This is a genomic window from Streptomyces sp. NPDC054849, from assembly GCF_053610945.1.
Map to the genome: position 1 here is coordinate 1 of NZ_JBSGZI010000012.1, position 12,445 is coordinate 12,445.

General features: G+C 70.9%; 11 protein-coding genes. 4 read left to right on the plus strand and 7 right to left on the minus strand.

All coding sequences use genetic code 11. The features are described from left to right. Positions 1 to 35: 35 nt before the first annotated feature. From ACWGIF_RS08085 to ACWGIF_RS08105, 5 genes are all read right to left on the minus strand, one after another. Positions 36 to 824, minus strand: coding sequence for an enoyl-CoA hydratase/isomerase family protein (locus ACWGIF_RS08085; protein WP_453492770.1), 789 nt, complete (start codon positions 822 to 824; stop codon positions 36 to 38). Next, entirely contained in the window at positions 821 to 1,564 is a 744-nt protein-coding gene (locus ACWGIF_RS08090; RefSeq protein WP_453492773.1) for an SDR family NAD(P)-dependent oxidoreductase, read from the minus strand. Before ACWGIF_RS08090 ends, ACWGIF_RS08085 begins: the two co-directional genes overlap by 4 nt. A 13-nt stretch (positions 1,565 to 1,577) precedes the next feature. Further along, a complete protein-coding gene (locus tag ACWGIF_RS08095; protein WP_453492776.1) occupies positions 1,578 to 2,561 on the minus strand; it encodes a 3-oxoacyl-ACP synthase III family protein in 984 nt (327 codons plus the stop codon). A gap of 72 nt (positions 2,562 to 2,633) precedes the next feature. Then, entirely contained in the window at positions 2,634 to 3,677 is a 1,044-nt protein-coding gene (locus tag ACWGIF_RS08100; RefSeq protein WP_453492779.1) for a ketoacyl-ACP synthase III family protein, read from the minus strand. Between the two features lie 80 nt (positions 3,678 to 3,757). Beyond that, entirely contained in the window at positions 3,758 to 4,777 is a 1,020-nt protein-coding gene (locus ACWGIF_RS08105) for a VOC family protein (protein ID WP_453492782.1), read from the minus strand. Positions 4,778 to 4,960: 183 nt separating this feature from the next. Between ACWGIF_RS08105 and ACWGIF_RS08110 the strand changes: the two genes are divergently transcribed. The 4 genes from ACWGIF_RS08110 to ACWGIF_RS08125 all read left to right on the plus strand — a co-directional run bounded on the left by ACWGIF_RS08110 (position 4,961) and on the right by ACWGIF_RS08125 (position 8,618). After that, positions 4,961 to 6,169 carry a sedoheptulose 7-phosphate cyclase gene (locus tag ACWGIF_RS08110; RefSeq protein ID WP_453492785.1) on the plus strand — a complete coding sequence of 403 codons (1,209 nt, stop codon included), beginning with the start codon at positions 4,961 to 4,963 and terminating at the stop codon, positions 6,167 to 6,169. Continuing rightward, positions 6,166 to 6,918 carry a cupin domain-containing protein gene (locus ACWGIF_RS08115; RefSeq protein ID WP_453492788.1) on the plus strand — a complete coding sequence of 251 codons (753 nt, stop codon included), beginning with the start codon at positions 6,166 to 6,168 and terminating at the stop codon, positions 6,916 to 6,918. Before ACWGIF_RS08110 ends, ACWGIF_RS08115 begins: the two co-directional genes overlap by 4 nt. After that, positions 6,915 to 7,307: a cupin domain-containing protein gene (locus ACWGIF_RS08120; RefSeq protein ID WP_453492790.1), complete on the plus strand. Its 393-nt coding sequence runs from the start codon at positions 6,915 to 6,917 to the stop codon at positions 7,305 to 7,307. The genes ACWGIF_RS08115 and ACWGIF_RS08120 overlap by 4 nt, the downstream gene beginning before the upstream one ends. A 69-nt stretch (positions 7,308 to 7,376) precedes the next feature. Next, positions 7,377 to 8,618 (plus strand): transaldolase family protein, encoded by a 1,242-nt coding sequence (locus ACWGIF_RS08125; protein ID WP_453492792.1) that lies wholly within the window; start codon positions 7,377 to 7,379, stop codon positions 8,616 to 8,618. Between the two features lie 118 nt (positions 8,619 to 8,736). On the opposite strand, the gene ACWGIF_RS08130 is transcribed toward ACWGIF_RS08125, so the two are convergent. Further along, complete coding sequence (locus ACWGIF_RS08130) at positions 8,737 to 10,554, minus strand: galactose oxidase-like domain-containing protein (RefSeq protein WP_453492795.1); 1,818 nt, start codon at positions 10,552 to 10,554, stop codon at positions 8,737 to 8,739. Positions 10,555 to 10,892: 338 nt separating this feature from the next. Then, positions 10,893 to 12,383, minus strand: coding sequence for a GmrSD restriction endonuclease domain-containing protein (locus ACWGIF_RS08135; protein WP_453492798.1), 1,491 nt, complete (start codon positions 12,381 to 12,383; stop codon positions 10,893 to 10,895). Positions 12,384 to 12,445 lie beyond the last annotated feature (62 nt).

Below are 12,445 nucleotides of genomic sequence, written 5' to 3' on the forward strand. Positions count from 1 at the left end.
GTCCGTGCATGGTGGGCGAACGGCCGGTGAGGTGTTCAGCGGCCCTCGAAGACCGCCTTGCCGGGCCCCTGTTCGACGAAGGCCCGCATGCCCGCCAGCTGATCACGGGTACCGAACAGCCCCTCGAAGAGGGCGCGCTCCAACTCCAGGCCGGAACGCAGGTCCGTACCCGTGCCGAGGTCCACCGCCTGCTTGACCGCCCGCAGGGCGAGCGCGGGGCCCCCCACGAACTGCACGGCCCAGGCCCGCGCCTCCGCGAGTACCTCGTCCCGCGGGACGACCCGGTCGGCCAGCCCGACGGCGAGGGCCTGGGCCGCGGTCAGGGGACGCCCGGTGAACATGATCTCCTTGGCCCTGGCCGTGCCGACCAGCCGGGAGAGCCTCTGGGTGCCGCCCGCGCCGGGGATCACACCCAGCTTGATCTCGGGCAGCCCGATCTGCACTTCGGGGGCCAGGATCCGGTGGTCGGCCGTCAGGGCCAGCTCGCATCCGCCGCCGAGGGCGAAGCCGGTGACCGCGGCCACCACAGGCTTGGGGATGTCCGCCACCGCGGTGAACGCGCCCTGGAGTCGGCTCGCCCACAGAACCATGTCCACCAGCTGCAGGCCCGCCATCTCACGGATGTCCGCCCCGGCGGAAAAGCTGTCGGGACCGCCGTAGAGGACCACCGCGGACACGTCCGTGCGCGCGGCGGCCTCCTCCGCGGCCTCGCGGAGCTCCGCCTGTGCCTGATGGTCCAGTGCGTTGACCGGCGGGCGGGCCAGCTCGATCGTGCCGATGCCGTCCTCGACGACGAGCCGGACGCGGGGTTCGGGCGCTGTCATGCCCACAGTAGACCTCCATTGACTTCGAGTACGTGGCCGTTCACGTAGGAGCTGTCCTCACTCGCCAGGAACACCGCGCCGAGTGCGGCCTCGTCCAGCGTTCCCGTCCTGCCCAGGGAGAAGCGGTGGTGGTAGGCCTCCCACACCTTCTGGTTCCGGGACAGCTCGCGCCCCATTCCGTCCTCCAGCACTCCCGGAGCCAGGGAGTTGACCTGGATGCCCTTGCGGCCCAGTTCGATCGCCGAGACCTTGGTGAGGGTCTCTATGGCCGACTTGGTCGCGGAGTAGCCGGCCGCGCCGATCGCCACCCGGGTGGACATGCTCGACGAGACGGTGATGATGCGTCCCCCGACGCCCTGCGCGATCATGCGCTTCGCGGCGCTCTGCAGGGTGTAGAAGGTGCCGTTGATGTTGGTGTCCACCATGGCCCGCCAGGCCTCGGGACTGATCCGGTCCACCTTGCCGTCGTGGTTGACCCCGGCATTGGCCACCAGGACGTCGATGCGCCCGTACGCGGCGACGGCCACGTCCATGAGCTCCTCGACGCTGACGGGGTCCGCCACGTCCGTCCGGTGGAACAGCACTCGGTCGGGCAGCTGACGGATCAGATGCTCGATGTCGTAGGGATTCCTCGCCGCGCAGACCACAGTGGCACCCTCGTCGAGGTAGCGCTCGGCTATGGCCCGTCCCAGCCCGCGGGTGCCGCCCGTGATGACGGCCACCTTGTCCTTGAGTCGCATGGGTGGATTCCTCTCAGTACCAGGTGAGGGCTGCCGCCCCCGCGGTCACTCCGCCGCCGACGGTGGCGAACAGCACCTTGTCGCCTCGCTGCAACGGCCGTGTCCCGTGGGCGTCGGCGAGGGTGAAGGGAATGGAGGCCGCCCCGGTGTTGCCGAACCGGGGAGCCGTGAGCGGCACCTTGGCCATGTCGACGCCGAGCGCGGCGGCGACCGACTCGACCAGCCTGGTGTTGCCCTGGTGGATGAAGACCCGGTCGAGGTCGTCGACCGTCCACCCGGCGGTGCTCAGCACGTCGTCCACCACTTTGGGAATGATCTGCAGGGCGTACTCCTTGACCGACCGTCCCTCCATCCGGAAGTAGTGGCGCCCCGCCTCGCGCGCGGCGTCGTCCGCCACCTCGCGCGTGCCACCCGCGGGGACCTCCACCAGGTGCGCGCCGTCGCCTTCGGCGTACAGCCGGGTGGCATGGATGCCGAAGCCCTCGGGCACCTCCCCCAGGAGCACGGCCGCGGCGCCGTCGCCGAACAGCGAGACCGTGCGCCGGTCGGAGCGGTCCATGATCGTGGAGTACATGTCGGCGGCGACGACCAGGGCGTTGCCGATCGAGGGGTCCGCGAGCAGCATCGAGCGGGCCACGGTGAGCCCGTAGACGAAGCCGGAGCAGACGGCGTTGAGGTCGAACGCCGGGGTTCCGTGCATGCGCAGCAGTTTCTGCATGCGCGCCGCGGTGGCCGGCTGCGGCTGGTCGGGGGTGGAGGTGGCGAGCACCGTAAGGCCCACCTGTTCGCGATCGTACGGCGATTCCCCGAAGAGCCGTTCCACCGCGCGGGCGGCGAGTTCCGAGGTCGCGGTGCCCGGTTCCGCGTAGCGTCGGCTCAGGACGCCGGTCCGCTCGGCGATCCATTCCTCGGGGATGCCGGCCCATTGGCTGATCTGGTGGTTGTCGATGACACGCGACGGGGCGTACGCGCCCACGCCGACGATTCCGACGGGCATGGCTGGCTGCCTTCTGTCTGGTGTGAGGTGGACGGCCCGGCGCGGTGAGCGGCCGGGCGTGATGGCGGAGCGCTACGCGGGGGCGCCGCTCCAGCGGGGCTTTGCGACGATGTCCAGCACCGCGCCCGTCCAGCTGAAACCGCCGCCGACGCCGAGGAGCAGGACACGCTTGCCGGGCGCCAACGCACCGGTCTCGGCGAGGTGGTTGAGGCCCGCGAACTGGTCACCGGGGCCGATGTGCCCCGTACGGCGGGAGAACTCCCACGCCGTGCGCTTCAAGTCGTGGACACCGATGGGCGCAAGACACTGGCGCACCGTCAGGCCCGCTCCGAAGTGCGGAGCGACGATGTGGTCCATGTCGTCCATGGAACATCCGGCCTCCTCCAGCGCCTGGTCGACGGCCTTGCGCAGACCGGTCTCGACCCGGCGCCACACCTCGTCCTTGTCGAAGCCCTCCAGGAACTGCTGGTGGCGGCGGTTGAGGTCGATGGGGTGGTCGGCGTCGTGCTGGAAGGGACCGAACGGCTCGTGGCCGCGGTGCATCGCCTCGAGGTCGGGGTCGGTGTTGGTGGCCATGGACAGCACCCGGGCGAATCCGCCCTGCCGGGAGAGGGCCACGGCCGCAGCGCCGTCGCCGTAGAGGATGCGGTCGGTCCGCCAGCGGTCGAAGTAGGGATCCGTCCACAGGTCGCCCGCGGTGGAGACGGCGACTTTGGCCTCCGGGTGGGCGAACAGGTAGGCCGCGGCCAGCTCCGCGGCGATGAGGCCGCCGTTCGATCCGGAGCGCACTTCCGCGGACAGGGCTCCCGCGCGGGCGATGCCCTTCTGGATGTAGGAGGCGGAGTTCCAGATGTCGATGCCGTTGTGGAAGACGACGGAGTACGTCACTGCGGCAACGTCCTCGGGGAGGTACCCGGAGCGTTCCAGTGCCTGACGCCCGGCCCGCACGGCCATCTCCGGGATGCTGTCCTCGGGGGCCGCGACGGTGAGCGCGAGGTGGCCGCTGTGCTGGGCGGACTCCTCGTCGTACTGACCGGTCTCGATGGCCTCCTCGACGGAGACCTGCTTGGGCAGGAAGGCGCCCGTTCCGGCGATGTAGAGATCGTTCCAGCGCATGGGGGTGTCTGCTCCTTGGGTGGTGGTGGTGGTGGGGCGCGACGGCGCGTGGCCGGCCGGCGTTCGTGGCGCGGTGCGCGTCAGCGCCAGGTGTGACCGCGCGAGACGGCTCGTCGCGCCGCGGTCTCGCGTTCGTACGGGAGCCGGCCGTCCGGCATGCAGAGGATTTCCATCTGCACGCCGATGGGGGTGCTGAAGTAGACCCAGCGGTTGCCCGCTATGGGACCGGCCGCGATGGTCTCGGGGGCACCCATCACGTGGACCCCGGGCTGCGCGGCCAGGTGGCGTGCGGCCCCGTCCACGTCGTCGGTGTGGAAGGCGATGTGGTGCCCTCCGACGTCGCTGTTGCGGGGCGGTGTGGTCGAGCCCTCCGGGCCGGCCTGCCGCAGTTCGATCCGGTCGGTGGGTCCCAGGCGCAGGGTTACGCGAGGCTGCGCTCCGGGCGGCAGCGGCCTGCGGGGCGGGAGCGGGGTGGCGCCGACCACCGAGATGAAGAAGCCCACGGCGGCGTCGAGGTCGGCGACGGCCAGGGCCAGACGTTCGGCTCCCAGCACGACGGCCGGACCCGGGTCGCCGGCGGCCTCCGGGGCGAGGGGATCGAAGTCGCCGCAGAGCTGGAGGTCCTGGCCCCACGGGGCCCGGAAGCCCACGCGACGCAGGGAGCGGCCGGGCCGCACGGTCGGCGTGGTCACGTCCGACTCGATGCTCAGCCCCGGATGCTCCCGCAGCCGTGCGACGGCCTGGGCGATGCCGTCGACCCGGAAGGAGAGGAGCGTCCACCCCGTGTCGCTGCGGCCGGGCGGGCGGGTGCGCTGGTCGGGGGCCGTGTACTCGAACAGCTCCACGTTGGTGGTGGGGCCGACGCGCACGAGCGCGACCCTGGCCGAGGCCCTCGGGTGGACGCCCAGCTTCCGGGCCATCCAGTCGCCCTCGGAGTCCTCGACGGGCCCTTCGACGTAGCAGAGTTCACCACCGAGGACGTCGGTGAAGAAGGTGACGGCCGCGGGCAGGTCCGGCACGGTGAACGCGAAGTGGTCCACGCGCCGGACGGCCGGTATGCCGCCCGGCTCCGGTGGCCGCACGAGTGCTGCTGTCTGCATTCCCGCCCCCATGTGCTCGACTCCCCCGTCCCTGGTAGCCGAAGGTAGTATTCATTGCATTCGAATGCAAATAATATGGCCCAGCCGCTGTCAGGCAAGGGGAGCGCGGTGTGACATAACTTGCTAGCGCATGCATTGAATACGACGTACTCTTCCGGCAAGCACTCATCGAGGGAGACAGTCATGCAGCCAGGCCTTCAGTCGACCGAACGCAGCGGCAGCGGCGGCCTGTTCACCGTCGGCAACCCGATCACCCACTGGTCCGTACGGGCCGTCAAGCAGGTCGACTACGAAGTCCGCCTGGAAGAGGGCCTGTTGGACTTCGACAATCGCGCGATCATCGAGGATGTCGCCGACGGCGATCACGCCCGCCGTCTGGTCGTCGTGGACTCCGTCGTCGAAGAGCTGTACGGCGCCCGCATCCGCGCGTACTTCGAGCACCACGGGGTCGAGTGCCGGATGCTGGTGCTCGAGGACGGCGAATCGGCCAAGGACCTGCGGCAGGTGCAGGAGGTGATCAAGAGCCTCGACGGCTTCGGCATCGACCGCCGCCGCGAACCGGTGATCGCCATCGGTGGTGGCGTCCTCATGGACATCGTGGGCTTCGCCGCCAGCGTCTACCGCCGCGCGACCCCCTGGATCCGAATCCCGACCACGCTCATAGGCCTGGTGGACGCGGGCGTCGGCGCCAAGACCGGCGTCAACAACGACGGCCACAAGAACCGCGTCGGCACCTACTTCCCCGCCGACCGCACCCTGCTCGACCGGACCTTCCTGGCCACCCTCGACGAGCGGCACATCAGCAACGGCCTCGCCGAAATTCTCAAGATCGCCCTGATCAAGGACGAGCGGCTCTTCGGCCTCCTGGAGGCGCACGGTGCGCGCCTCCTCGCCGAACGGCTCCAGAGCGCGCCGGACGGCGCCGCGGACGCGGCCGTCGAGGTGGTCGAGCGCGCGATCCACGGCATGCTCGAAGAGCTCCAGCCCAACCTGTGGGAGAAGGTGCTGGAGCGCGTGGTCGACTACGGGCACTCCTTCAGCCCGGTCATCGAGATGCACGCCATGCCCGAGCTGCTGCACGGCGAGGCGGTCGCCATCGACATGGCGCTCACCACCGTGATCGCGGAGCAGCGCGGTCTGGTGACCTCCGGGGAGCGCCGCCGCATCCTGTCCGTGATGACCGGTCTCGGGCTGCCCACCTGGCACGAACTGTGCACGCCCAAGCTGCTCGTACCGGCGCTGCGGGACACCGTCCGGCACCGTGACGGTCAGCAGCGGCTGCCCCTCCCCCAGGGCATCGGTTCCGCCGTCTTCGTCAACGACCTCACCGAGGACGAGCTGGAGAGCGCCTCGCAGCTGCTGGCCGACCTGCACTGGGGGGACGCCCGGTGACCGGACGCAGCGCCCCTCCCGTGCCCTGGACGGCCGTGGGCACCACCCGCCACAAGGCATCGGTCTACGGAGTCCACGGGGCGCAGGGCAAGACGTACTGGAAGGCCTTCGCCACGCGCCGCCAGCTCCGCTCGGAGAGCGAGGCCGTGGAATGGGCCTCGCTCCCCGTCGGCGCGGTCAGCGGCGAGCACCGGCACACCCGTACCGAAGAGATCTACCTCATCCTCTCCGGATCGGGTGACCTCCTGCTCAACGGCCGGGAACATCCTGTACGCGCCGGCTCGCTGGCCCTGACGAGCGTCGGGAACGTCCACGGCCTGCACAACACCGGTGACACCCCTCTCGACTGGTGGGTCATCGAAACCCTCGCGCCGGCCACCACCGCCGTGCTGGCCGGCGCCCAGCCACCCATGGGAGCAGACATGACGAAGGCCGTGGTACACGACCTGTTCGAGGAGAGGACCGTCGACACCGCGGGAGTCTTCAGCGGGCCGCTCAAGCGCGTCGAACTGATGGAACTCCCGCCGGGCGGGCATCGGGTGCTCGGTCGCGACGACGCCGAGCTCGCTCTCTTCGTGCACGAGGGAGAGGGCGTGGTGTCGGCCGAGGGCGTCACCGAGGTGGTGCACCTGGCGGCCGGCACCTGTCTGCTGCTGTCCGCCGGATCCCGTACGGAGTTCACCGCCGGGACCCCGCTCCGGCTGGCAGTGGTGACCCTCGCCGTCAGCCGTGAAGGCGGCTCCGCGTGATCGTGTCGACCGCAACGGGCGACGTGGCCGTCGTCGCCGGCCCCGTGCGGGCGAAGTGGCAGAGCCTGATCCGTCGCGGCATGCTCTACAGCGAGTGCGAGGGCGTGGAGTACTGGGACCTGCCGGCCGGAGCCGTACTGCCGGTCCGCACCCACGACGGCACGGAGGAGGCCGTCCTCGTCCTGAGCGGCGCGATCGCCCTCCATGACGGTCAGTCCCCGCCGACGCCGGCGGGACCCGGCCAGGTTCTGCTGCTCCCCCACGGCACGCAGGGCGAACTGCACACGCACGGCGGGGCCTCCACCCTCGTGGTCGTCCGCGCCCTGCCCGGTCCGCTCGCCCGCCGACTGCCGCCCCGGCTGCCGGAACTACCCGCCTCGAAACGCTGACACCACCGCTCCCCACCGGCCGGGGGCCCTGGGGCCGGACCGGCGAAGCAGCGAAGGAGAAGGAACCCGATGGCCCATAGCATCGCCGGACCTCGCGCGGACGCGCGCGGACGGGCACACCCCGACGACCCCGGCCGCGGATCACCTGTCGGCAGCCGCACGCTCACCGGGAAGGAGATGGACACCGTCGCCGCGCGGCTCACCGCCCAGGGCATGTCGGTCTGGCTGGACGGCTCCGGCAGCACGGGACGGGACGCCGGCGCCCTGCGCGAGCTGATCGCGCGGGGTCACGTCACGGGCATCGCCGCACCCTGGTCACCCTCGGCCCCACCTCCGGGGCGGTTCTCCGGGTCCGGAGAACCGTCGCACGGACGGGCGGACGGGCTCAGTGCCGAGGAAGTCCTCTGGGACCGCACGGTGGACGCCGTCAGGCGGCTGTGCGACGCCCTGCTGGTCGTGCACGCGAGCACCGGGGGGCGCGAGGGGCTGGTATCGGTCGACCTCGACCCGCGCAACGCGTGGGACGCGGGTGCGACGCTGGCGGAGGCCCGCGCGCTGTGGCGGGCCGTGGACCGCCCGAATCTGGCGGTCGGGATTGCCTCCACGGCGCAGAACCTTCCCGTCATCGCCGCCTGCCTCGCCGAGTCGATGAACGTCAACGCGACGCTGATCTTCTCGGTGGAGCGGTTCCACAGGGTGAACGAGCGCTTCCTCGACGGCCTCGAACAGGCGCGGGACCGCGGGGCGCCCTTGTCGTCCCTCAGCGCCGTGGCCTCCTTCTCGGTCAGTCCGCTGGACACCGAGGTGGATCGCGCCCTGGCCCGGGCCGGAACCCCGGAAGCCCGGGCGCTGACCGGGACCGCCGCCGTCGCCAACGCCCGTCTCGCCTACGAGAAGCAGCAGCACGTGCTCGACTCCCCGCGGTGGGCCGCGCTGGCCACGGCCGGCGCCTTGGCCCCCCGCCCTGTCTGGGTGTCGACGACGACGCGCCACCCCGGCCGGCGAGACACCCGGTATGTGGAGGAACTGGTGGCACCGGGAGCCGTGCACGCCCTGTCGGAGGACACCTTGAGCGCCGTCGCCGACCGGGGGCAGATCCTGGGCGACAGCATTCGGCGACACTACGGTGACGCCCGGCGGGTGCTCTCCTACCTTCCCTGGTTCGGCATCTCGCCGCGGACGGTGGTGACTGCGCTGGAAGCGTCGCAGCTGCGCGCGGCGATCGCCGCCCGGGAGGCACTGCTGACGGCGGTGACGGCGGAAATGACGGCCCACCGGGCCGGGGCGACATCCGGCGCCCACGCCTCGTGATCCGTGCCGCCGACCGCCGGGGCCATGGCGCGCCGCGCCGCACGGGCGACGGCCCGGCCTGGAATCCGGAGAGCCGGAATCCAGGACCGAGCCGTCGCTTCGCTCCCGTTCGCCTCGTTCAGCGCAGGGACACGAACCGGGCCGTGCTCGGTACGCCCTTCTCGTCCAGCAGGAAGAGCATGTAGTGGCCGGGCGGGGCATCGTTGGCTGAGGGCGGGGCCTGGAGCGCGATCGTGTCGCCGTGACGGTGGACGATGCGCAGTTCCAGGTGGCGCTGGCTGGTGTTGACCGCGTGGGTCGCGGTGGTCGGCGCCAGCAGGATGGCCTTCTTGACCTGACCGGGGGTCGAAGTCGTCACCTTGAAACGGGAGTCGAAGCCGATGGGGCCGTCCGGCACCTGGTCGAGCTTGGGCCGGGCACCTTGGTGGAGGTAGGCGGGCTCGAAGATCTCGATGCTGCCGTTCATGTCGTCATCGATCTTCGGGTCGTTGGCGAGCTGCTGGAGTTCGTCGCCGGTGACCATGATCCGGCCGTCGGGCAGGACCACCGAGTTGGCGTGGTAGCCGCGCGGCAGCCGCTGTACGGGGCCGAGCCGCCACTCCCCGAGCGCGTTGCGGGTCTCGATCTGGCGGTACTTGAGATCGGACTTGGGGTTGTAGTCGCCGTTTCCGTAGTCCCGGATGCCGTGGGCGCCGTTGACCGTCAGCAGGCTCGCGTCCGGGAGGATGAGGGTGTTGTCCTGGGTCCGGCCGAAGGCGCGCGGCTGCTTCTTCTCCCACACCCCGTTCGCGAGCTGGTAGGTGTTGGGGTCGTCGCGGTCACCGCCGAGGACCAGTACGGAGTCGGGGCCGCGGAATCCGGCGGGCAGTGCCACCGCCGAGCCGTAGCCGCGATGGACGCCGTCCGGGCGGGCTGGCAGGTCCGTACGCGTCTCGGCGACCGTGTCGAAGGCCCACTGGCGGGTGGCGTGGCGCCCCAGGCCGTACACCTTGCCGTCGCGCAGCGTGAACAGGTGCGGGTAGTCGCTGTCCTCGCCGAACGGGGCGTCGACGCGAAGGGTGTCGGTGGGAACGTCCCGCGGGATCAGGGTCTTCTCGAAGGGGACCGGATGACCCTTGGCCGGGAACCTCTCGATGACCGAGGTGGAGGTCCCCCAACCTTGTTCGGTGTGGCCGGACATGATGAGCAGGCGCCCGTCGGGGGCGGTGACGACGGACGGGTACCAGCGGCCCACCGTCATGTCCTTGTTGACCGCCCACGACTCGGTCCACGGGTCGAAGACGAGGGACAGCTTCGCTCCGGCGCCTCCGCCGAAGCCGAGGTTCCCGCCGAAGACGCCGAGCATGCCGTTGGGCAGGAAGGCGTGCCCGGCGCAGAAGAAGGGGGCCGGGCGTTTCACGTCCGTGCCGTCCGGCACGACCAGCTCGGGCGGGGTGACTTTGGTGAACGCTTCCGGGCCGGTCCCCTTACCCGGATCCCAGAGGAAGGCGCGGCCGGCGTTCTCCGGCCCGAGCGTGTTGGTCGGAGCCGGCTCCTCCGTGGGATCGGTCTCCACCCGCTCGAAGGAGAACAGCAGCACCTTGCCGGTGGGCAGCATGGCCATGTGGGCGGCGAAGTCGGGCGACGGGAAGTACTCCGCGAACTGCCCGTACGCCTTGGGATGGAACTTCGAGTTCGCCAGCTCCTGCGACCTGGTGAGATTGCCGAGGCTTTCGATCCGCGCGAGCTGGGAGTATCCGCCCAGAGCCCGGGCCGCCGCGCGGATCTTGGCATGCTCCTGAGCATGCCCGGCGCCCAGCGTCGCCGCCTCGGCGGCCTCATCGGGATGGTTGGCCCCGTCGTGGGCGGTGGCCGGGACGGCTGCGACGAAGAGGGCGGTGGCCGCGAGCGCCGAGAGCGACGCCGCGAATCTCTTGGAGCGGTGCCTGCGTGACATGTGACTCCTCACCTGTGAGCACGTGCGGACAGGCGGGGCGCCTGCCGTGGGCGATCAGTCACCCACAGCGACAGATGTATGACGTTATGCATCCTTCCCGCTTGTTGAAGCCGGTCCTTCGATGCAGGGCCGTCGGTGTCACGGAACAGCGCCAACCTGCCCGAACGTCGTCCTCCGGCCGCGGCTCGGTCCCCCGCACGGCCGTCACTCTTCGTAGACGAACACGCCGACCGCACCACCTGGACGCAGCGCGGCCCGGGCAGGCGGACCCGAGCCGCGGTCTTCCGGCAAGGCTGCGATCCGGCGCCGCGTGGCTCCGCCCGCCGGCCGGTTTCAGGTCAGAACACGGCCACGTCGGCGTCGTCGAACGGACGCCGGGCCTCTGCCAGGGCGACCTCGTGGACGAACCACTCCAGTACGGCGTGGATCTCCTCGCCGTGTCCGGCGAAGACCTCCATCGGGAACGACGGGCGGAGGTCCAGCTTGGCCTCGGCCAGGTCGATTCCTTCCACGGCGTTGAAGCGCTGCATCAGCGCGCGCCGCAGCGGCTCGTCGTCGAACGGCGGCCGCCGCTTGAGGTACTGGAAGACCACCTCCACCGTGCCCGTCACCGGGCAGAACGCGATCGGCCACAGGGCGCGCGGAGCAGCGGGACCCCCGGCGTCCACGGTGGGGAAGCAGCTCGTCTCCGCCGCCTTGCCGTAGACCTGGTATCCGCCCTGCTCCACCCAGAACCGCAGGGCGGCCAGCACGCCGTCGACGACCTCGGGCGGCTGGTTGTCCCGCAGCAGTGCCTCGAACCGGGCGGCCGCGCTCTCCGTCGTCTCGTCACCGCTCTGGGGCGCCGTCCCCGGCAGCGACTCCTCCGGCAGCTCCCTGCCCACGAGAACAGCCAGGTCGGAGGTCGTCAGCCGGTGGGACTTCAGTGCCCGGCCGTTCGCATCGAAGGGGACGCCTTCGGCCTCCAGGACCAGCCGAGGGTCACCGGAGTGCCGGTCATCGGTCCACCGGAACCCGCCGGCGATCCGTCCGTCCACGGTCAGCACGCGGTACGCGCAGTGCAGTCCCTGCTGCGTCGAGGCGTGGTTCCCGACGGCAATGGCACTCGTGCCGATGAGGGAGGCCAGATCGCCGTACGAGGTCCAGGTCCCGGCCGGGACGGCGAGCAGGGTCTCACGCGGTTCGCGCCAGCCCGCCCACTCGTCGTCGGCGTGCAGCACTCCGTCCAGCGGTCCCGGCCACAGCTGTACGGCCCGGTCGGCCAGCTCGTCGGCCCGGGCGAGGACCTCCGCCCTGCCCCAGCTCTCCTGCGCCGCGATCCGCTGGTTCATGCGCAGTGCGCTGGAGTCCAGCAGCTCCTGCTTCCGGTGGAACGGGTGATTGGACAGACGCGCGTTCTCCCCGGAGAGCGTCAGGTTGGCGAGCGTGTGCACGAGCTGGGCGTGGATCTCCTCGGGGCTCGCCTCGTCACCGGCCTCCTGCGCCAGCAGGTCGAACCACTGCTGTGCGGGACGCTGCGGCAGCACGTGCTCCACGGTGAGCTGCGCCTTCTCGTAGTCGACGGGCTCGGCCGACTCGTAGCTCTCCTCCAGCCTGCGCAAAATCTGGAAACGCTGGTTGCTGCGGCCCGTCTTGTAGAAGGGCCGGGTGCGGATGGCCTCGCGGACCGCGTCGTCACCGGGCCACACCCGCGCGCCGGTGCGGTTGCGCGACAGGAACCTGCGTACCGCTTCGGAGGGGGATCCTTCCTTGTCCAGCTCCTTGGGCAGCTCCATGAACACCCGGTTGCTGCCGGTCGTGGAGAGCCCCGCGAAGAGGCGCCGCGCCATGTAGCTCTCCGCGTACCCGAGAGCACAAGGGGTGGCCGACGGTGTGGAGGCCGGCGAGATCG